At 57.6% G+C, this 21,714-nt stretch carries 18 protein-coding genes; 7 read left to right on the top strand and 11 right to left on the bottom strand.

Translation table 11 applies throughout. The annotated features are described in order from the left end of the window. Window positions 1-11: 11 nt before the first annotated feature. From ACR2R1_RS02445 to ACR2R1_RS02430, 4 genes are all read right to left on the bottom strand, one after another. Entirely contained in the window at window positions 12-869 is an 858-nt protein-coding gene (locus tag ACR2R1_RS02445; protein ID WP_434112511.1) for an isocitrate lyase/PEP mutase family protein, read from the bottom strand. A 59-nt stretch (window positions 870-928) separates the two neighbouring features. Beyond that, window positions 929-1,540: a DUF502 domain-containing protein gene (locus tag ACR2R1_RS02440; protein ID WP_077731583.1), complete on the bottom strand. Its 612-nt coding sequence runs from the start codon at window positions 1,538-1,540 to the stop codon at window positions 929-931. A 184-nt stretch (window positions 1,541-1,724) separates the two neighbouring features. Next, window positions 1,725-2,306 carry a hypothetical protein gene (locus tag ACR2R1_RS02435; RefSeq protein WP_139841169.1) on the bottom strand — a complete coding sequence of 194 codons (582 nt, stop codon included), beginning with the start codon at window positions 2,304-2,306 and terminating at the stop codon, window positions 1,725-1,727. A gap of 246 nt (window positions 2,307-2,552) precedes the next feature. Continuing rightward, on the bottom strand, window positions 2,553-2,759 hold the full coding sequence (locus tag ACR2R1_RS02430; protein WP_077731585.1) for a YgaP family membrane protein: 207 nt from the start codon (window positions 2,757-2,759) through the stop codon (window positions 2,553-2,555). A 269-nt stretch (window positions 2,760-3,028) separates the two neighbouring features. On the opposite strand from ACR2R1_RS02430, the gene grxC reads away from it, so the two are divergent. From grxC to ACR2R1_RS02410, 4 genes are all read left to right on the top strand, one after another. Further along, window positions 3,029-3,307: a glutaredoxin 3 gene (grxC, locus tag ACR2R1_RS02425; protein WP_077731586.1), complete on the top strand. Its 279-nt coding sequence runs from the start codon at window positions 3,029-3,031 to the stop codon at window positions 3,305-3,307. 387 nt (window positions 3,308-3,694) lie between these two features. Then, complete coding sequence (locus ACR2R1_RS02420; RefSeq protein ID WP_240507129.1) at window positions 3,695-4,249, top strand: hypothetical protein; 555 nt, start codon at window positions 3,695-3,697, stop codon at window positions 4,247-4,249. 88 nt (window positions 4,250-4,337) lie between these two features. Beyond that, on the top strand, window positions 4,338-6,086 hold the full coding sequence (locus ACR2R1_RS02415; protein WP_434112508.1) for a multicopper oxidase domain-containing protein: 1,749 nt from the start codon (window positions 4,338-4,340) through the stop codon (window positions 6,084-6,086). Between the two features lie 14 nt (window positions 6,087-6,100). Further along, entirely contained in the window at window positions 6,101-6,973 is an 873-nt protein-coding gene (locus ACR2R1_RS02410) for a cupredoxin domain-containing protein (RefSeq protein WP_434112506.1), read from the top strand. Window positions 6,974-7,104: 131 nt separating this feature from the next. Here the strand turns inward: ACR2R1_RS02410 and ACR2R1_RS02405 are convergent, their stop codons facing one another. The 5 genes from ACR2R1_RS02405 to ACR2R1_RS02385 are packed head-to-tail and all read right to left on the bottom strand — an operon-like array spanning window position 7,105 to window position 14,999. Further along, window positions 7,105-8,307 carry a hypothetical protein gene (locus ACR2R1_RS02405; protein ID WP_156881436.1) on the bottom strand — a complete coding sequence of 401 codons (1,203 nt, stop codon included), beginning with the start codon at window positions 8,305-8,307 and terminating at the stop codon, window positions 7,105-7,107. Window positions 8,308-8,361: 54 nt separating this feature from the next. After that, entirely contained in the window at window positions 8,362-9,435 is a 1,074-nt protein-coding gene (gene galK, locus ACR2R1_RS02400) for a galactokinase (RefSeq protein WP_240502590.1), read from the bottom strand. Window positions 9,436-9,442: 7 nt separating this feature from the next. Beyond that, the gene (gene galT / locus ACR2R1_RS02395; protein WP_434112503.1) at window positions 9,443-10,522 is read right to left on the bottom strand and encodes a galactose-1-phosphate uridylyltransferase; all 1,080 of its coding nucleotides are present in this window, start codon (window positions 10,520-10,522) and stop codon (window positions 9,443-9,445) included. Next, entirely contained in the window at window positions 10,509-12,284 is a 1,776-nt protein-coding gene (locus tag ACR2R1_RS02390; RefSeq protein ID WP_156881435.1) for a glycoside hydrolase family 2 TIM barrel-domain containing protein, read from the bottom strand. The genes galT and ACR2R1_RS02390 overlap by 14 nt, the downstream gene beginning before the upstream one ends. A 30-nt stretch (window positions 12,285-12,314) precedes the next feature. Continuing rightward, window positions 12,315-14,999 (bottom strand): FAD-dependent oxidoreductase, encoded by a 2,685-nt coding sequence (locus tag ACR2R1_RS02385; protein ID WP_434112500.1) that lies wholly within the window; start codon window positions 14,997-14,999, stop codon window positions 12,315-12,317. 325 nt (window positions 15,000-15,324) lie between these two features. On the opposite strand from ACR2R1_RS02385, the gene ACR2R1_RS02380 reads away from it, so the two are divergent. Next, window positions 15,325-17,142 carry an ATP-binding cassette domain-containing protein gene (locus tag ACR2R1_RS02380; RefSeq protein WP_133718536.1) on the top strand — a complete coding sequence of 606 codons (1,818 nt, stop codon included), beginning with the start codon at window positions 15,325-15,327 and terminating at the stop codon, window positions 17,140-17,142. 295 nt (window positions 17,143-17,437) lie between these two features. Here ACR2R1_RS02380 and ACR2R1_RS02375 read toward each other — a convergent pair whose 3' ends face one another. Next, complete coding sequence (locus ACR2R1_RS02375; RefSeq protein WP_077731592.1) at window positions 17,438-18,181, bottom strand: ferritin-like domain-containing protein; 744 nt, start codon at window positions 18,179-18,181, stop codon at window positions 17,438-17,440. 30 nt (window positions 18,182-18,211) lie between these two features. Then, entirely contained in the window at window positions 18,212-19,375 is a 1,164-nt protein-coding gene (locus ACR2R1_RS02370; RefSeq protein WP_077731593.1) for a hypothetical protein, read from the bottom strand. Between the two features lie 301 nt (window positions 19,376-19,676). On the opposite strand from ACR2R1_RS02370, the gene ACR2R1_RS02365 reads away from it, so the two are divergent. Both ACR2R1_RS02365 and ACR2R1_RS02360 read left to right on the top strand, forming a co-directional pair. Continuing rightward, a complete protein-coding gene (locus ACR2R1_RS02365; RefSeq protein ID WP_347257383.1) occupies window positions 19,677-20,879 on the top strand; it encodes an ammonium transporter in 1,203 nt (400 codons plus the stop codon). Between the two features lie 347 nt (window positions 20,880-21,226). Further along, on the top strand, window positions 21,227-21,604 hold the full coding sequence (locus ACR2R1_RS02360) for a hypothetical protein (RefSeq protein ID WP_133718539.1): 378 nt from the start codon (window positions 21,227-21,229) through the stop codon (window positions 21,602-21,604). Window positions 21,605-21,714: the final 110 nt, after the last annotated feature.

Here is a 21,714-nt window from a genome sequence, read left to right as displayed (position 1 = left end):
TGAACTTCGCTTCAATACTGATAACGGTGCTCCTCCTCGTAATACTGAGGAAATCCGACAGCCGCTTTCAACTCCTCGAATTCCATGATGTTCTCCGGCATCCGCCCCTGCCTGAGGCTGCTCAAAGCCTCACGCATGGCGCGGACGCCGGCATTCAGCAAGGTTAGAGGATATACCGCGATCTTATAGCCGATCGCCTCCAGCTGTTGGGGCGGCAAGACCGGAGTCTTGCCGTATTCGATCATGTTGGCCATCTTGGGCCCGTCAACTTCGGCGCAGTAGCGATGCATTTCCTCGACGCTTTCCGGAGCTTCCAGAAAAGTGATATCGGCGCCCAACTCCCGGAATAGTCGACAGCGTGCGATGGCTTCCTCCAAACCTAGCACGGCCCGCGCGTCGGTTCGCGCCATGATGAGTATGTCGTCGCCGGCATTGCGTGCGTCAACCGCCGCACGGATTCGCATTGCGGCTTCGTCCCGGCTCACCACCGCCTTTCCCTGGGTGTGACCGCAACGTTTCGGAGCCAGCTGATCCTCGATCATGATGCAAGCAAATCCCGCCCGAGCGTAGCCTTGCACGGTGCGCTTTACGTTGAGTGCATTGCCGAAGCCAGTATCCCCATCGCCGAACATCGGAATAGAGACGGCGGCACAAATATTCCGGCCCTGTTCCACCAGTTCCCCGTAGGAAATCAAGCCGGTATCGGGCAGACCGAGGCGCGCCCCGGACACGGCAAAACCACTCATAAAGCCCATCTCGAAACCGGACTCCTGGATCAATTTGGCCGATATGGCATCGTGGCAGCCCGGCATAATGCGGATACCAGGCGAGGCAAGAAGCTCTTTCAAACGGGCGGTAGCGGAAGCCATACGTTTTTCTCCTCGGAAGTCGGCCATGAATCGAATACCCGATCAACCGGAAACGGCGATCATTGCGACGCCTTATCGGCGTTCAGTTCGAGGCGGGATGCTTCGTTGGGTCTGGGAATGTCCACGCCGAGACTGATGACGAAACTCGACGCCTCCTCGATGCTCATCTCGGACACTCTGACCTTCGATTCGTGGACGATTACGGTAAAGCCCGAGGTCGGATTCGGCGAGGTCGGAACATACAGCACCAGGTAATCGTCGACCCGGTTGGTTACATAGGCCGGCACCCAAATGCCTTCCTTAGGATATTCGATGTAAACCACGTCGCGCAGCTTTTCCTTCTCATCGCCCCGAAACAGGTTCAGTATTTTTTTGGTAACCCGGTATATCGTGCCGAGCAGCGGAATACGGTTAAGCAGACCCTCCAGGTAGTACCACACATGCGCTTTATCCTGCTTGAGCAAATAACCGAAATACGTCAGGACCAAAATGGCCGTCGTAAACAAGCCTATGGGGATAAAGAAGTTCTCGTAACGCCCGAAGATGCTCAACACGAAGTCTCGAAGCAATCCTTCGACCGCGATTACGATCTGTAGGATGATAACGATGGGAAGTACACCCAATACACCGATAAGAAAATAGCCAAAGAATTTCTGTAATGTCTTTTTCATTTTATTACCAGCAACCTTGGTGACGAAATTTGCAATTCGAGAAAAACGGCATCGACGAGCGATATCTCCGCCGGCCTGCTCCCGGACCGAAGAATATGCTCTACAGAATAAAGCGTAATTAGGACGATGTCAGTTTTGGAGCGTCGAAAAAGATCGATCGGGTTTGAGGGCGGGGTTGTGAAAATCAGTCTTCAACGGGCTCCACGGTTATCGTGACCGCTTCAGTGTAGGTGAGTTCCACTTCATCCCCTGCCCCTAGGTTCTTTATGTACTTTCGGAGCTGAGGATTTCGCACCTCAACCGTGTGCACGCGACCGCTCGGGCTCGAAATCGTCACTCTGTTCGCATCGTGATCGACGGACAAGACTTTCACCGTCGCCCTGACCGAGCGCCCTACCGATCCGCCCGGACGCTCTCCGGACTGTGTTATCGAGCTTCCTTCTCCAACTTTGACATCCTTTGCACCCTCGCCGGGATCTTTGATCTCGGCCGCAAGCGCCTCGTAATAACCGATGGTCACCTGATCGCCGACTTTCATTTTGGCGAGATTTTCAACTTTCGGGTCGATGTGTACGGCGAATCCGTTTCCGTTTGCGTCCGTCAAAAAGACCTGACGGCTTTGCAAATCGATCTCTTTGACCGTTGCGGTGGTTTGTTTGGCATTTGCGTAAAGCTGTTTCGGCTCTTGAGCGGCGCACGCCGCCAGAGCAGCCAGAATGACACTGTTGAGCACTCTCCGAGCGATCGAAAACCAGATGCTGTCCATCGCGACGCTCCGTCCATGACAATCCGAACAAACATCCGAGCTGAAATTGCAGCCCGACCAACGCCGATAATCGATGCCTCCGATGCGATTCCCGCACAGATGCCCCTTCATAAAGCAACTTCACGGCGTCGGCTACGGTTCCCCTCGTCATGGAGCGTCCCACGCGATCACACGACCGCATCGCCTGGAAGTCGACGTCCTCGAATAAAATTAGACAGCTCCGCTAGGAGGAAGGGTTCCCCGTTTTCAGGACTCTTTGAATCCAAGTCTCTTTAAAATGGTTTCCAAAGGACAAATTTTGGTAAATCCGCTCTGAAACAAGTTGGCTCCGACAAATGCTGTAAACCAAAGCCAGTTCTTGTTTACGAATATCGGGCTGGCTTCCGCGCCAAGCGCCAACGATAGCAAAACAAAAAATCCTGCGAAAATTCTTACTAAACGATGTGTAGTCATAGCAGCCTCATGTTAGAATTCTCTAATATATCAAACTCGAGCCCGCGATAAAGTACGAGTTCGCCGATGAATCGAGTGTGACGCACGTCGGCGCATGATCTGCAAGACTCATTCGGAAAAGCGAGCAGAAAACGGTCCTGTCGCGGATAGTATCAACCGGGTTTTTTTGGTGAACTCGGCTGCCTTGATGACGAAGAAACCAAATTTCGAACATCGATGGAATATGGGACGGCTCTGAACGCTGGCCGCACATTCGAGGAAAATATTGGATGGCTAATGTAATCATGTACAGCTCAGCCTTCTGCCCCTATTGTGTCATGGCGGAGCGCTTGCTTTTGAAAAAAGGCGTCGAGAATATCCAAAAGATCAGGGTCGACCTGGAGCCGGAACTCCGCATCGAAATGATGGAAAGGACAAAACGCCGCACGGTACCCCAGATTTACATCGGCGAAACTCATGTAGGGGGTTATGACGACCTCGCTGCCCTGGAGCGTGTCGGCCAGCTTGATCTCTTGCTGGCCAATGCTCGAGGGCATGGCAACGATTAGAAACTCCCCTCGCTCTGGCTTAGCTTTCAACTAAGAATCGTTCCGTATCGAAAAGCGGTTGAAAGGTTTTCCAGCGGTGAATTATTGACTTGTCTCAAAACTAAATTCGCGAATATCTGTCTTTAATACCAATTCGTTCTGCTGTACCGGATTAGCGCCAATCCAAACGGTAAGAAGCAGACAACGCGGCGTGCGTTGGACCGAAACATTGTGCATGGCACCCTGCTTATGTATATTTACCTATTCCTTTAGCTCATTCGGAGGCGAGGGGAAGTCGAGAAACTACGAGCCTTCCATTAGGCCCGCTTCAACAACGTAATACAAAAATCCGATAATCCATCAAGTGAGGGAAGAGATATGCGTAAACTAATTTGCTTCAAAGAGTGCTTGCTCGCTCTGAGCCTGCTCGTTTCCGCCGTGATCCCCGTATCGAGCTGGGCGCACGGAGGAGCCTCCGGCGTCGATTTGGATGCTTGCCGCATTCCGGTCGGCCCGCACTGGGTCCATTTCACCGCTTACCAACCGCAGTTGACTGGAACAACCGAATACTGCGATTCCATTCCCGAAGTTGGTTCAGCCACCCTGGTATTCGATTACGAAGGGAAGGCGTTGCGAAACATGACGGTTGAATTTGAAATCACCAAGGAACCGCAAGGAACCCGCGTCTTTTACAAGGAGCCGTCGACCTATCCGACCGGCACCGCCAACACCACAATCAACTTCACCGAGCCTGGTAAGTACTTGGCCCATGTGACCCTGGTCAATGAAGGGCAAAAGGTGGACGCCCACGTACCCTTTAGTGTCGGAGCCTCCGCATCCGGGCCTTCGACCAGCACTTACTTGGTCATTGCCGTCATTTTGATTGCGGCCGGCTATATCTTTTATCTTTCCAATGCGTCGTTCAAAGGCGCCGTAGATCGGATGTTGAAAAAGACCTCTTAGGAACTTTTAGGTCGGATCGATTGACTAAGCGCCATCCGTCGCCAGTCTTAGTCAAGTCTTCGAATCTCTGTTCCCAACGGTACTCAAAATGCAGACACGCTCCCTCGTATTCTTGTTTGGTTCGGCCCTGTTGAGCTTATCCACCGGTGCCGGAGCCGTTACTTCTCCACCGCCCAGCGCCAAAGTCCAACTCGGCCAAGCAGAACCTTTCTGCAACAGCGGGGTTCCTAGCGAATGGCGCAAAGCTCAAGTCATCGAAGGCGTAAACATTCAAGAATCGAGGGTCTGCAACGCGGATAATCCGGCAGACATCGCGGCGTTCGTGAAGGGAACCAACAACATATCCATGCAAACGATCATGGATACGTCCAGCTTAGCTGCGGATGCGATCACGAAAACCAATGACATGGATGGCGACGGTGACCCCGACCATATCATCATTAAAGTCGAAATCATGGAAGTAAACGGGCACTCGCCGGATTTCGCCGGCGTAGTACCCACCTTCGATATCGCACCCGGCATACAACCCAGCTTCTGGGTCTTCGCTCCGAAAACCCGCGATATGTCGACGCGTAGCTTCGCAAGCGTGGAAGCAAATCCGATGCTGCGCATGCCCTCCACGCCGATACGCGTCGAGCAGGGCGACGTGGTCTGGCTGGTCGTTGAGAATACCCACTACTTCCCTCACTCGATACACCTTCACGGCGTCGACCACCCCTTCATGGACCACGGCGGCGAAGGCAACGATGGCGTTGGCCAAACCAGCCAAATGGATATCATGCCGGGCCAAAGCAAGACCTACGTGATCCGGCCACGTCAGCCCGGCACTATGTATTATCACTGCCACGTCCAACCTCATACGCATATTCCGATGGGGCTCGCGGGCATGTTTATAGTGGAAGAGAACCGGCCGAACAACTGGGTTCAAACCTTTAACGTGGGCGCCGGCCAAGTTCGCCATCCCTCCGTAGCGGTATTGGAAAAATTCAGCCAGGAATACGACCTGCACTATCAGTCGGTCGACAAAGATCTGCATAAACTTCCGCAGGCAGCCAACGATCCCCGCCTGATCGCGAGAGCGATGAACCAGGAGTATGACATCACGGACGCGACTGACGACTATTTTCTACTGAACGGACGCTCCTTCCCGTACACGCTTCGGGAGTCGCTCATTACGGTTAACCCGAACGAGAAGATCAAGCTGCGCATTTTGAACGGCCATACCGAGACGCTTGCGCTTCATACGCATGGCCACAAGGCGACCGAAACTCATTATGACGGGGTCGAACAGAACCCCAGCGCTCAGGTGACCCGTGATGTTTACATGATGGCGCCGGCCCAGCGGCTGGACCTGTCGATCAATACGACGGATGACGGCTTGCACAGCTTCGGGTCCGGTATATGGATGTTCCACGACCATGTCGAAAGATCCTTCACCACCGACGGCATGGGCGAAGGCGGCAGCATCAGTCTCATCGTGTACAAGTCTTATCTAGAGGAAAACGGCACGCCGAAAACTCACGGCATGGATTTGACTCCGTATTTCACCAAGGAATTTTGGGAGAGAAAAATACCCGTATGGCAAGACTGGGCAGATGACTGGGGCAGCTTGGCTGAGCCTGCAGGCATTCAAACAGCGGCTGCGGCAAGCGTGACCGGAACGACCGGAGTTAAATCTGCGCCAGACGTGGTCGCCACCGATACGTCATCCAATCCGCTGGGCAGCCTTTTCAATGGACTGCTGTTCGGTATTGCGGGTTATGTGCTCTATCTGTACCGGGAACGCGTACTCGCTGTAATCAACCAACTCGCGTCCCAGGCCAAAGGCAAGCATTGAGGCAGTCGAACGTCATGTCAAAGTTTACGCATCTCATAATCTTCGGCGCTTTTCTGACCGCTTCGTCGGCCCATGCCGCGAAACAGCAGGAAATCGTAGAACATAAGTTATTGATGGATCACGGTGATGGCCACCTCATGGATATGGATGGCGGCATGGTCATGGGCCAAAACAAGGATAAGCTGCCCGGTGGCTGCGACAAGATCAGCGGGGACGAAGAGATCACCGTACGGGCCGGGCACAAGTATTCAAAGAAATTTCCCGGCACCATGTTCGCGTTCGACAAGCAGGAGTGGCGCATTAAGCCCTGTACGCGCCTCACGGTGCACTTCATCAACGAGGACAATATTCGCCATCAATGGATGATGCATGGATTGCCCAAGTATTTGTACGACAAGGGCATGTTCCACTTGGAGGTAACCGGCCCAGCCAAAATAAGCGGTACGCTGATCGTGCCCAAGGAAGACAAGACCTATCTGGTGCACTGCGATATCGCCCAGCACATGGAGAAGGGAATGAAAGGGCAGCTGGTCGTTGGGAAAGGCGGCGGCACGTTTCCCAGTATCCCCGGTCTGACCGACTTCGCCATTCCCGACAATTACGGCCCAACGCAAATAGCGGCTACTACGTCAGCGCAGCCTGCAGTTACTCAACCTACAGCGGCTCAACCGCTGCCGGCGCCTCAATCTTCGTCCAATACCGGCACATTCATTATCGGCCTAGCCCTCGGCTTGTTCGCGACACCATTTGCCGTGAGCAATTTCAAACAGCGCTTCAAAGGCATGAGCTCGAAAGACGTCGTCATCTATGGAGCCAACCTCGGCAAGAACCTGTTTGATCAAGCCGTCCATTTAGCAATCTCCATATACCGCCGCTTCAAGAAGTAAGCCGGGCCACACTCCCGTTGCGAGGCGCCTCACTCAGCCTGGAAGAAGCCTTGCAACGGGCAAAAACCGCCCTCCTCATACGCAAAAATACCCGCTGTAACCCCGTCCGCAGACGGCAGGCCGAATCGGCTTCATTCACCGAAGGCGCCTTGCGCCTCCGGATGCTGCAACTTGCATTCTTCCCGGTTGAGATGGCGTTGCGCCTCCAGAAAATCGTCCAGATACGCCTGATTGATCACCCGCCGCAAAACGCCTTCTTCGTCGGGTTCCACGTCCCATAGTCCGCTATTGTGCCAGTGATGGTCGTTTTCCCAGTCGGTGCGGTCGACTATCGGGTACAGACAGACGCCTTCCACCGGTACACCCAACTGGCGCGCCCTGCACACCTCTTCGGCAATTTCCCGTATCCATTGCCCCCGACCGGCGCCGACATGGCTGGTCTCGCCGATGATCATGGGGACCTGATAACGCTCGTACACCTCTTGCAACAAGCGGTGCAGCGGCATCCGCCTTGGATCGCCGAGGTGCCAGTGGAGACGGTCATTCGTTAGATACTCCCACTGATTGGAGTGATAATAGTTGACGCCGATGATGTCCAGGTACTTCGGGTCCCCGCCCAAATCCTCGTCGCGGGAGCCGCGCAACATGTCCCAAGCCTCGAACATGGAAGCGCGCTGCGCCCGCGCCGCGTCTTCCAGATCGGGGCGGCCGGGCGGCGCGATGATGTGGATGATAGGATCGATATGGATGATGCGCGCACGAGGATCCACTTCCCACACCGCTTCAATCGCTTCGATGGCGGCCCGAACGAGCTGGCGCTTCAGTTCGTTGTCCCGGCCCTTGCTGTGAACCGCGTACGGGTACATCAAATCGCTATGACAAACCGCCCAGCAGATGAAGGATATTTCATTGATGGGCGAATATACGGGTTCCGCATTGCTGTGATCGGCGATGAAGCGCGCAGCTTCGGCGGAAAAGCGGGCAAAGCGATGCACGAAAGCCGGCGAAAACAGGTCCAGGTCGTCCGGCCAGCCATAATGGCAAAGGGTCCAGTTGACCTGGACGCCGTGCTCGTTGGCCGCGCGCAACATGGGAGCGAGCGAGGAAAAATCGAATCGCCCGCCGCGCTCGATCAGATGCCAGCGTACGCTTTCCCGAACGACCTGAATCCCGACTTCGCGCAGCATGGCATAGTCGCTGTCCACCAGGAGGTCATGGTGCGTGGAATGCACCATGTCCAGACGCTTGCCGGATGAATTGATATGGCTGGCTCCCTCGAATCCTGCCATCCAAAAGGACTTGAGAAGTGCCGGAGCGATGTGATCGGTCGTCATTCAGCAGCCTCGTTGTATGAATTGCGGTCGATTAAGAGCTACGGGGGCACGGGATTACACCAGCACGCGGCCGTCATGCCCTTGAGCGCGGTAGGCGGCAAGGGCCGTCGCCTTCACCGCGGCGGCTTGCCCCGCCTTCGCCAGCGCCACGCAGGCACCGCCGAAACCTGCGCCGGTGAGCCGGGCGCCGTAGACGGCCGGCTGTTTTTGCAATAGCTCCACGAGAAGATCAAGGGCCGGAACAGACACCTCGTAGTCATCACGGAGGCTTGCATGGGACGCATTCATCAGCTCGCCGAACTCCTCGGCCGATACGCCGGATACTGCCACGAGCACGCGCTGATTTTCGCTGAAGACGTGACGCGCGCGACGGTTCAAAGGTTCCGGCAGGCTCTCCGTAATCGCAAGGTCGCCGATATCCCTGAGGGCCATGACACCCAATCGGCGCGCAGCCTCCTCGCATTCCTGGCGCCGCTGGTTGTAGGCGCTAGCGGCCAGGCGGCGCGGCACGCCGCTGTCCAGCACGATCAGTTCGGCGTGCTCCGGCAGGGGCAGCAAGCGGCGCTCCAGCGTCCGGGTGTCCAGAAACAGCATGTGCAAGACATCGCCGAAGCTCGCCGCCATCTGATCCATGATGCCGCAACGGACCCCGGCGAACCGGATTTCTGCTTGCTGGGCCAGGAGAGCGATGGCGAGGTCGTCTATATCGAGCTGAAACAAACCGCGTAATCCCCTCAGCACCGCGACTTCCAGGGCCGCGCTGCTGGATAGCCCTGCCCCGATCGGAACCTCCGAGCGGATCAGGAGGTTCACCGGAGCTATGGCGCAGCCCGCTTCCCGAAGTACTTCAAGGCAACCTGCGACATAGCCGGTGAACCCATGGGCAATGGCGCCGCCCGCGCGGTAGCGAACCAGTTCGTCGAAATTCGCCGAATAAAATCGACACCATTCGTCTTGGCTCCGTGCCATTTCGACCTGGGTCCTCTGCGGAATCGCGGTGGGAAGAACATAGCCGTCGTTATAATCGGTGTGTTCCCCGAGCAGATTCACCCGGCCCGGCGCGCCGGCTTCGAGCTCGGGTTCGGAACCGTACAGTTCGGAGAACTTGAGGTGGTCTGCTCCCATCATTCATTACTCACCAAGCCACCGCTACCGCCTTGAGTTCCCTTGCCTTTTCTTCCGGCAATGCGTCATTCGCGAACATGCCGGCGGCGAGCTCGGTGCCGGCCAGATATTTCAGCCGGTCTGCGGTACGGTAGGGCGGATAGAACTCGGCATGGAGATGGCACTCCGGATGCTGGCGCCGATCGACCGGAGCCTGGTACCAAGCCATGAGATAAGGGAATGGCCGCTGCCAAAGCCCGTCGTATTTGAGCAGAACCGTTTTCAGGGCGGCGGCCAGATCGGCCCGCTGCTCGGAATTCAAAGCCAAGAACGACGGAACCGCGACAATGGGGGCCACCCACACTTCGTACGGATAGCGCGCCCATGCCGGCACGAATGCGATCGCGTGCTCGCCGAGATACAGCACCCGCTCGCCGCTCTTAGCCTCCGCTGCGATCAATTCCTGGAGCAACGAACCGCCGGTCTTCTCGAAATGCTCGGCTTCGTTCTGGTGAATGCGCTCGGGAAACGGCGGCACGAAGGGATAGGCATAGATCTGACCGTGAGGATGATGCAGGGTCACGCCTACCTCGGCCCCGCGATTCTCGAAAGGCAACACATAACGCACATCCCGGCGCATGGCGAGGACTTCCGTGCGGCGCCCCCAGACTTCCAGAAGCAACTCGATGTGATCCAAGGGCAATCGGCCTAGGCTACTCTGTGGGTCCTGGGTGAACACGACGACTTCGCAGTGGCCTTTGGCCGGAAGGGTGCTGACCAGGCTTTCGGGCGGATCGTGAGCCTTCCCGGTCAGTGCCGGAAAGCGGTTATCGAACACGGCGATGTCATAGTCGCCGCAGGGCAGTTCGGTGGGATTGTCCGGATCGTCCGAGGGTGCAAAAGGGTTGTACTCCGGCGGCGGATGAAAGGTGCGCCCTTGCCGATAGGCAGCATAGGCCACCCATTCGCCTCGCAGGGGATGCCAGCGGAGGTGGGGATTGAGCCCTTCCGGGGCGGACAGCAGCGAGGGCTGGATATTCCAGGCGATGGGCCGACGGCTGTACAGGCTCAGCGTGCGGCCGTCCGCTTTCATGAGATCACGGGTGTACATAATTGTTTCCGCGCACCGCGCGGGCTATGTCTTCCACCGGCATCTTCGGAGTGCGATCGTCGAATAAGAGGCCGTTGGCCTCCTGGAATGTGTCCGCGAACTGCGTGTAGCAGAAGCCGCTGAACATTGCGGTTGAGCGCACCGCCTCGATGATGGCGCAGGTGCGCTGCTTGTATTCCTCGAGATCGTCGTAGCGTTGATAGCCCCAGCCACGGTCGTAGCGTTCGTCTCCGGGCCGAATGTAAGCCACGCCGCCGAACTCGGAAAGCAGCACCGGCTGGCCGCGGTGAGGGTGCCCATCCAGGGTCAGAATGCGCCCTCCGGCCCAGCGCCGGTCGACCACTTCCTGCAATTTGACCTCGGGTCCGTAACGGGCGCGGATATGGTCCGGGTTACCGTCGTAATCGTGTACGCCGATAATGTCGGTGGCGGAACTTTCCCAACCGTCATTGCCGATGACGAGACGGGTCGGATCCAGAGACCGGGTGAGGTGATAGAAGGACTGAACCGCATCCTGCGGCGCCGGCAACGCGGGCAGATCGGGAACGCCCCAGGATTCGTTGAAAGGCACCCAAATCACCACGCAGGGATGGCTGATGTCGCGCTCGATGACCTCGGTCCATTCTCTCAGCAGCCGATTCAAGGCCTTGTGGGTAAATCGATAGGCACTGGGCATTTCGGTGAAAACCAGGAGGCCCAGCACATCGGCCCAATACAGGTAGCGCGGATCCTCGATCTTCTGATGCTTGCGCACCCCGTTGAAGCCCATGGCCTTGGCCAGCTCCACATCGCGCTTCAACGCATCGCTCGTGGGTGCGGTCATCAGCGAATCCGGCCAGTAGCCCTGGTCCAAGGCCAGGCGCAGAACATAAGGCCGGCCGTTCAGCAAAATGCGCTCCCGCTGTGCGCCCACAGACCGCAGAGCGGTGTAGGAATACACTTGATCGACCACTTGCCCTTCGCAGAGCAGCTTTATTTCGGCATCGATCAGCGTAGGCCATTCAGGAGACCAGAGCAGTTCGTTGCGGAAGTCGTCGATGCCGGGATCGGACAACCCGATCCGTCGATGCACCTCGCCGCCGATGACGCGATAGGTGTCGTTCGCGAGAATTTGCGCACCGCAGCGGAGACATACGGAGACATAAGTCTCATCGGGATGCCTCCCGGTCACGTAAGCATCGAAGGCGATGTCCCAGCGCTCCACGCTGGGGGTCCAGCGGATTTTTTCGATGTAGTTGTCGCCCACGAATTCCAGCCACACGGTCTGCCAGATGCCGGTGGTACGTGGATACCAGATGCTGTGGGACTCCAGCCGCCAGTCCTGCTTGCCGCGCGGCTTTTCGAGATCATGAGGGTCATCCTCGGCCCACACCGTGATGCGCTGCCTGCGACCGGGCGCCAGTGCGAAGCTGATGTCGGCGCCGAAGGGCGTATGCCCGCCCTGATGTTCGGCCACCTTGACGTCGTTGACCCAGACCCGAGCCTGCCAGTCGACCGCGCCGAAGTGCAGCAGAACCCTGCCGCTGCGATTTTCCGGAAGATCGAACTCCCGCTGATACCAGCACGCCCGGTGAAAACTCGTATCGGCGACACCGCTCCGCTGGCTTTCAGGGGCGAACGGCACCTCGATGGTCAAAGGCCAGTCGGGCACGTCGCGCGGTACCCGGAAAGCCAGTTCATCGTCGAACCGGAAGCGCCACGAACCATCCAGCGATATCCAGTCGGGGCGCCGCAGTTGAGGTCTTGGATAGCGGCTATCCATACCGATCCTTCTACATGTCATTGCGCCGCTCTAGAATTTCAGCGCGCCCTCCGCGGCCGCCGCTGCAGCCAGGAGCACCGATTCGGAAGCTGAACTCATCTTGTGTTGCGCGCGCTTAGTCTGCCGCTCCCGCACCGCCTCGGCGGCCCGCTTTCCGGCGAGGAAGGCGTGATCGGAATTGTAATACTCCCATTCGCTGTAGCGCCCGGCCAAAAGGATGTCGTGTTCGGCAAGCCAGTCCCGGATCAACTTCACGTTTTCGGCACGGACATGATCGTAAATGACGTAAGCATGCGGCAGGTCCACTTGGTGGGCAGCCCAAATCGGGTCGTCGGGGGTGAACATGCCAACCCTCTGACAGTCTCGAATGCAGCGCTCGATCAAGGCGTCACCGTCGCAGGGCAGCGGTTTCGCGGGCGAATAGGTGATCTCGCAGGTGAGGCCGAAACCGCCCGGCGCATTGCAATGGGGGCTGGCGTTGCCCTGCACGAAAATGCGGTGAAATACCGTGTCCTCTGGGTAATAGATCCAATGCTTCTCGGTGACATGGGGCCGGCCGATCCCGAGATTTACGCAACGTACCGAGACGTGGCGTAAACCCTCGCTCGCCCGGCGGATATGGACCGGCGCTTCCTCGCCGAGGCTACGGACCAGTACCGGCAGCGGCATCGTGCTGATCAAGTGGCCGTACTCGATCTGCATGCCATCGGCCAAGGTTGCCGTATGCCGGTGAGGAGAGATCGCGACCACCCCGGCATTGAGGCGGAGCCGATCGCGGACGTAGGGAATAAAGCCGTTCATCAGCGCCTGAAACCCGCCCCGCAGGGGGTAGCCGAAGCGGGCGTTCGGTCCCATGGGCTTGGGCACCGGCCTCAAGGCGCCCTCGATCATGTCCTCCAGATCGGGCAGCGGTACCCGTCCGCCCAGCCAGGAGGTTTCCATCGCCTTGAGATCCACCGCCCATAACTTGCGGTTGTAGGGAATGGCGAAATGCTTGGCGATGCCGGCGCCCCACACCTTATAGATGAATTCCTCGAAATTTGCGAAGCCTTCCGGCAGTCCTTTCCGAGTGTTCGCAGCACCCCAGCGGACGGTACTTTCCAGGATGCCGTCGCCGCAGCAATCCTTCACGTCCCCGCCCTGACAATCCCAGTCACGGAGCGATTCCCTGCGGTTACCGCCCTGAGTTTTCCGTTCCTTCAGGGGGCCAAAACGGGCTTCGATGGCACCGACAAGACACTCCTTGATGACTTCGGGCGGCAGGCCGTACAGACCGCCCTGGAACGGATAGCGGGTGTACACGCCCTTGCTGTAGATCCAGGCTTCCCGATCCTGCCAGTGCACGTTGTCGCCCAAAAGCTTTCGGTATAGCTCGTGCACATACCCATCATTGGAAAACATGATATGCCCGGCATAATCGAAGGTGAAACCGTTCTCCTCGATGGAGCGGCACCAGCCGCCTATGCTGTCGTTGGCTTCCAGCAGCAATGCGCCGGGGGCATGATAAGCGGCGGATAGGCCGGTCGGTCCGGCTCCGATGATGGCAATGTCCCACTGCTCGTTCTGCGATCGCATCGAACGGCGGGAAACGGGACCGGAGCCGCGCCGGCGTCCGTGCAGCACTTTGCCGATCTCGTTGGCCATGGACCGTGCGGTAGCATCCCAGGACGTATTCCGCAATACCTTGCGCATCGCCTCGTTGCGCCGGGTGCGATCGTCCCCTTCCGTCAGCGCCCGGTCGCAGGCCGTGACGAATTGCTCGACGCTATCCCCAAGGTGGACGATCTCCCCATAGGGCCCCGCCACGTCGGCGATGGGCGTGCCGACGATCGGTTTTTCCGCCGCCATGTATTCCAAGGTTTTGGTCGGACTGATGAAGCGGGTCGAATCGTTCCGGGCAAAGGGCAACAGGCAAAGGTCCCATCCAGCCAAGAATGCGGGCAGCTCCTCATAGGAACGCTGACCGAAGTAATGGAGGTTGGGGTGCCGTGGCAACTCCGCGGGATCGATCTTGGCGACGGGTCCGACCATCATCAATTGCCAGTCCGGCCTTGTCCGTGCCATGGCGTCCAGTAACGGCAGGTCGATGCGCTCGTCGATAACACCGAAGAAGCCGAGCCGCGGCCGGGGCAGATCCGCTTGCTCGGGATGATCCAGGCCGGCTTCGCGAGCCTTGCCGAAGTGGGCCGCATCAACGCTGCTCGGAAAGCAGTGTACGTTGGGATGGCGGTGCGCCTTGGCGCGATACAGGCTGGGGCCTCCGGTGAATACCAGGTCAACTGCGCGATAGGCCTCCGCTTCGAACTCCAATAGATCGGGAGAGGCGCCCTTGAAAGCGGACAGCTCATCCATGACGTCGTAGACCATCGCCGTGGGCTTGAGCCGACGGGCCAAAGGCAGCGCCATGGGTGTGTAGAGCCAAACCAGGCCATTGCGCAGTTCCTCGCGCTCGCTCAAGTCGTCCATGAGCGGCTCCAGTTCCGTGAACTGGCGATGGTTGAAGCCCGGGTCGAGAATAGGCGTGAAAGGGGTGGCAACAAGCACCCCCGGAACCGGGCGATGAAACTCCCAATGCGCGGCTTCAGAGTGTAGCGGCTCCTCGATAAAGACAGTGGAAAAATGCTTGGCCAGGCGAGACAGCAGATGTTGAGGGCGTTGCCAGACCCAATTCCAACGTAGGTGGGAAAATACGGTCATCTTGGGTGTTTTTTCCATGAGCCCTCCTTGGAAATGGATTTTTCTGCTGCATCGCGAAAAATAGACTATCCAATGAGACCGGGTCCGTTTGTTCGCGGTTCCGAAGTACGGAGAACGCGAAACCCGCTCCAACATCGAATCAAGCGCTAAATCCTTGTTTGTCGGCATGTTCAACGCCTACATATCCTCCTGATATACGGGACAGCCCCTATTCACCCGAGGTTTCGATCCGCTTAGCATCGGGTCGGATAACTGGCGGTTAGAGCGGACACGTCATAAGCATGATGCCAAGCCTTGCCGTTGCAATTGCGCATGAGCTTTGCGGTTTAGGGATCAGGGACAGATGCCAGACACCAAAAATTCGAATACGTCCGAAGCGACACCTCGTTTTCTGAGACGTCCCCTATTCTTTCTCCTGCACTATGTTCGGCGCCGGCCGTTCCATTTCGCCGGTTTGTTCCTGTTGGTGATCGGCGCCGCCGCCTGCGCCATCGGTGTGCAGGTGGGCATGAAGTTTCTGGTAGACGCCATGTCCGCTCCGGAGAGGAATCGGCTGGCCGTCTGGGGTCCCCTGGCACTGTTTATCACTCTCGTGGGTGTCGAGCATGGGCTGTGGCGATTGAGCGGCTGGCTCGGCTGCCGGACCATGGTGAGCACCGGCGTGGATGTGCGGCTCGATTTGTTCCAGCACCTCTCCGGCCACTCCATGTGCTATTTCAATGATCGTATGGCCGGCTCCCTGGGCAACCGCATCAGCGAAACCGCTGCCGCCACGGGGACGCTGTTCAGCGTACTCGCCTGGAATATGGTGCCGCCTTGCACCGATTTCCTGGGCGCTATGATCGTGCTGGGAACTGTCCACGGTGACATGGCTGCGCTCCTGTGCGTCTTTGTCGCGATCGTCGGTGGAGGCATGATTCTGTTCGGGCGGCGCGGCCAACCCATACATCGCCATTATGCTGAACAGTGTTCGCGCGCGAATGGCGAACTGGTTGACGTGGTGGGAAACATCTGGGCGGTGAAGGCATTTTCCGCCCGGCAACGCGAACGGGAACGCTTGGCCGAGCATTTGGGATTGGAAGCCGAAAGCCAGCGGCGGAGCTGGATGTATCAGGAGAAAACCAGGGTGCTTCACGACCTGCTGCTATGGTTGATGGCGGGAACCATACTGGCTTGGGCGCTCCAACTCTGGGCTGAGAATCGGATTACGCCCGGCGAGGTGGTGCTGGTCAGCACGTTGACATTCCGCATACTACACGGCTCCCGCGACCTCGCCTTTGCCTTGTTCGGCACCACTCAGCAGCTCGGGCTTATCGCGGAGACCCTGAGGGACATCGGCAAGCCGCACTCGGTAACCGATTGTCCACGGGCGAAACCGTTCGTGCCACAAGGCGGAGCCATCAAGTTCGAGAACGTCTGCTTCGGCTATGCAAACGGCGATCTCCTTTTCCGCGATCTAGGCCTCGACATTCCGGCCGGCCAGAGGCTAGGCATCATCGGCCCATCCGGCGCCGGCAAGTCGACGCTGGTGAGCCTGGTGCAACGGCTCGACGATGTTCATACAGGCCGCATTCTGATCGACGGTCGGTGCGTGACCGAAATTCCGCAGGATGCTCTGCGTGCGGCTATTGCCGTGGTGCCGCAGGATATTTCGCTGTTCCACCGTTCGATCCTGGACAACATCCGCTACGGCCGCTCCGAGGCCAGCGACGAGGAGGTCTACGCCGCGGCCCGTCAGGCCTTTTGCGATGCTTTCATCCGCGCGTTACCGGAGGGATACCACACGCTGGTCGGAGAGCGCGGCGTGAAACTGTCCGGAGGTCAGCGTCAGCGCATCGGCATCGCCCGCGCCTTTCTGAAGAACGCGCCGATCCTGATCTTGGATGAAGCCACCTCGGCACTGGATACCGCTTCGGAGCTCGAGATTCACCAGGCGCTGGCCAAGCTCATGCGGGGCCGCACCGTGCTGGCGGTGGCTCATCGGCTGTCCACGGTGGCCTCGTTCGACCGGATCATCGTGCTCAGTGAAGGCTGTATCGTCGAGGACGGCAGCCCCGAGGAACTGAGACGGCGGCGCGGTGTATTCGACGCCATGTGGCAGCTGCAAGCAGGAAACGCCGTTTCTCAGAATCCCAAAATCACTCCGGCTGCGCGGGCATGAATCGTGACGAATAAAATGGGCGAAGCAAAGGCGTTAGGCAATACGATCCTATGGTACGACAGCGCATCATCCTACTGCCCTGCAGCCGCCTCGGGCCGACCTTTGCCTGAATATTAATCAGGCCCGTAAATACCCTCCTGGTATTTCGGGCCGCCGCCCAGGCCGGTACACGCCCGGCCTGGGCTCACGCGGCTTGTCGCCGCGCCGGGGCATCCCTGCCCCGGATTAACCCGGCCTATATTTATAGGCCGGGTTAATAAAAAGCCGAATTCCGAGGCAGCCGCACCGATGGCCGTCAGATCGCCGATACGCCTGCGTGGGACAGCGTGGATTGTTCGTGCCACTGGCGCACCTGCATCAGGTGATCATCCTCCTCCGCAAGCGCCGTCCGGAAATCGTTGGCCATATCATCAAGCCCCATCTCGCTGGTCAATCGGATCAAGAGTTCCCAACCGGCATGATCGACCAGCTCGGCGGTGAGGATTGCTTCTAAGGATTGGTCTATGGAGGTGCGCGGATCGCTCATGATCTGAAGCACTCCGCTCGACGCGACGGCGCTGACGTCCGCACCGGGCGTTTGCGTGGTCGGATCGGCGCCTAACGACTCCAGTGCCTTTGCCACCAGCTTGAAATGCTGGGCCTCCTCTCGCCGAAAACGTTTGAGCGTGTCGACAGAGATCGGCGAGCCGGCCTCGGACGCGGTTTCACATTTGTTAATGAGATAGTCGTAGAGCCGCGTACCGGTGCGCTCGAACGCCAGGCGCTCGCCCAGCTTATCGACCAAGACTTCGGGATGCTTGCCGGTCAGTTTCTGTAGGGTGGCCTGAGCCATACCTTTCAAGGTACCCGGCGGCGGAACCGACCCCACCGGCTCGGCTTCCCGAATATAGACGCTATCGAGTTTCGCAAGCGCCGATTCGTCTCCCGACGAACTCGGAGGAGCCGCCTGCGCCGCGTCTATCATCCGCTGGCTGTCGACCGGCGACATGCCGATACCGGTGCGATTTTTCGAGCTCATCTCGACTGATGTTTTTTCCATGGTTCAACTCCTCAGACGGTTTCTTGCGATTTATGCGACCCTGCGATTCAACTCGGTACCGGGGGACCACTGGTATCCCGCCGCCACCGTTTGAGATGGCGACCCGTCCGAATTCATATGCTGCCGGTAATCCAAGGACGCCGAATCTTCCTGCGACTTATCGACAAATTGAGTGCCGCGGGTGCGCAAGTCCACTTCTTGATCGAGCACCTTGCGGACGAATTCGCGGTTGCTCTTGAACGGAATAGGTTCCGGCAACGTGTCTGAAATGACCTCGGCCGGATCGCGCCTCTCATACTTCTTGAACAGTTCCGACACGTATGCGACATGTCCGAGCTCATAATCCAGGAAACGCTCCCATATCGCCTTGATGCGCGGGTTGGATTCCTGCTCCACGCAGCTGTAGTAGTTGTAGGCTTCCGTCGCTTCGTGCAGCAGCCATTTTTCGAGCCATGTTTCGTTGGGGTCTATGATGGACTCATACTGAGTGACATGCTGCTCCTCGATCGAGGCGATTTCGGCATATAACTGGCGGGCGACCGCATCGGCATACATCGGTCCGACATTGGCGTAGAAATCATGGGTCTGATACTCGGCGGCCATGATCGTCGTCGCATGCAGCTTGCTGATCGCGGCCGCTTTGGTTCGATCGTAGTGCTCGCGCAAATCGTTCTGCGGCGCTCGATGCTCATCCACGGTCGGTCTTCCCGGGATGATGTCCGTGTGGGATTGCAGAATGTTGTTCGCGTCTTTGCCCTCGAGCCGATCCAACAGCGCCGAATAGCGGTAAAGGTGGTCGAAATCCTCCAGCAAGCCGAAGCGGTAAACCTGAGCCAGATAGCCGTCGGGCTCGTTTTGCGCTACCGCCGCGGTGACCTCGACGGCCACTTGCTCGTAGGCGATGGTGGTCTCCAGCGGTGAATGATCGGAAGAAATGAGCCAATTGACGGTAGTCTGCTGATGCTGTTCGGCCCGCCTGACCTTAGCCAGCGGTACCTGAAGGTCCTTGTTCATCCGTGCGCACAGGTGCTGAAAACGTAGCGCCTCCATTTCAAGTCCGTTCATGAGGATGATCCTGACTCGCGTGAACGCCTCGTCATCGAGCTTGCTGATCGGCTTCTGAACCATCTCTTTCCACGTGAACCGTTGCTTTTCAAGGGGAACACCCCTCGAGTCAAAGAGCTTTACGGCCATAACGCCTCCTGTCCAAAAATAAGTCAGTCCCAAGGAAATATCGTTTCGTTTTCGAAACACTCCTGACTATGACAGCGGGAAGGAGAATGGATTCAGGCAAACGATCTAAGTGCATTCACTTACCCTGCATGACATATTGTTCATCTCTGGTGCACATCCGTCCTTTTCGCACCATATAGGATCATTCGGCGCTGCACCGTTTCGGGAAGACATGCCCCAAAACGAGGCCATATGCTGCCAAGAACAAAAGGCTCGTTTCTTGCTTACGACACCCCGTCCTGAAACCAAAGAGATCGTTTTTATGGAGACTGTCAGTAAAAGCAACGACGTATTCTTCGTGCTACTCGGCGCGGTCATGGTGCTTGCAATGCACGCCGGCTTCGCGTTTCTCGAACTCGGCACCGTTCGCCGCAAGAATCAGGTTAACGCCTTGGTAAAGATCCTGACGGATTTCGCCATGTCGACCGTAGCCTATTTTTTTATCGGCTATTACATCGCCTACGGCGTCCAATTCTTCGACGGGGCGGCACATCTGGCTCAAAACAACGGCTATGAGCTGGTCAAGTTTTTCTTCCTGCTCACTTTCGCAGCCGCGATTCCCGCTATCGTGTCCGGCGGGATAGCGGAACGCGCGAAATTCAATCCGCAAATAACCGCTACGTTTTTGCTGGTCGGGCTCGTGTACCCGTTTTTCGAGGGGATTGCATGGAACAAGAATTTCGGCGTTCAGGCTTGGCTCGAGCAGAATTTCGGAGCAGGATTCCACGATTTTGCCGGTTCGGTCGTGGTGCATGCCGTAGGCGGCTGGATCGGCCTGGTCGCCGTGATTCTGCTTGGGCCGCGCCGGGGCCGTTATCATCGAAACGGCGACATCTCCGCCCATCCACCATCAAGCATACCGTTTCTGGCGCTCGGTGCCTGGATACTGACTGTCGGCTGGTTCGGCTTCAACGTCATGTCGGCGCAGACCTTGAATGCTGCCAGCGGTTTAGTAGCCTTGAATTCTCTCATGGCGATGGTCGGGGGGACCTTGGCTGCTCTTCTGATGGGACGCAACGATCCCGGCTTCGTACACAATGGTCCCTTGGCCGGTTTGGTTGCCGTATGTGCGGGATCCGATCTCATGCACCCGATCGGTGCATTGGTAGTCGGGGCCGGCGCCGGGATTCTGTTCGTCGTCTTGTTCACCCTGACCCAGAATCGCTGGAAGATTGACGATGTGTTGGGCGTTTGGCCCTTGCACGGCCTTTGTGGGGCATGGGGAGGAATCGCTGCCGGAATTTTTGGCCTGCCAGCGTTCGGGGGTGTCGGCGGCGTCAGTTTCTTATCGCAGTTGATCGGCACCGGGCTCGGGCTTTTCGTAGCCGCGGTCGGCGGTCTCCTGATTTATGGATTTCTCAGGCTTACGGTCGGATTGCGCCTGGACCCGGAAGATGAATTCGCCGGCGCGGACTTAACCATCCATAAAATCAGCGCTTCCCCGGAGAAAGAAGCCGGCTGGTAGGTTCATTCACTCTCGGCCGATTTTTACCGGCCTTTTGATCCTCAAAACGTGGGCAGCATATTGTCGTGCGCCAATAGGTGCAGAGCGTTCTCCAGTCATGTTTTCAAGAAAGCTGTTAGGCCGCGTCTTGTTTCCCGTCACAAGAAATCGCCTGTTCGACGCTTTATAAATGGCAGATTGCAGCCTGTATCTGTAAACTGAAAACAGCAGGGTCGACGCTCTGTTCTGCACCAGGAAGACACCGTGAGGAAGCTCGACGAGACGCGAACTAGATGAACCCTGGCTTGGGCAAAATTTTTGCGCGGCTGCCCGAGAACCGGGGCACGAAAGACAAAAGGGGATCCACGATGAAAAAGGCCGGAGTGATTGGAGCAGGAGTGCTCGCAGCTATTTTTTGGGGCGATGTGCTGCTGGATTTTCTGATCACGGCGGTGGAACTTCTGCTCGAAACCCTCGAATTAGTCACCGAGCATGTCCTGGAGGCTCTCCTTGCCCTCACCCCCTATGAAGCTCAGGCAGTTACCGCATGGCTTGGATTCGGGCTGCTCATGCTCATCCTCCTTTTCGGATTCAAAAAGCTGAACGGAATTTTCCAACGAGCCAAGTCAACCGTTCCCGTTTGGTGGCAGGAACAAAAAGAGCGCGTCCAAGTCAGCTGGTCGAGCATCGGCTGGCAAATCGCCCTCACGGGGATGGCCCTGATACTCCTGCTTCTTTATATCTAGCGGAAAAGCCGAGCACCAGACCTTGGGCAGCCTCGACCGTCCGCCGCGATGACAATCATCCGACAAACGGCCAAGGCAGATATCGACAATCGCGAATGTTCCCTTATTTC

It is taken from the genome of Methylocaldum sp. GT1TLB, assembly GCF_051027445.1.
Lineage (GTDB): Bacteria > Pseudomonadota > Gammaproteobacteria > Methylococcales > Methylococcaceae > Methylocaldum.
Note: the sequence above shows the minus strand (reverse complement) of the source record. Positions and strands in the feature narration are given on the sequence as shown.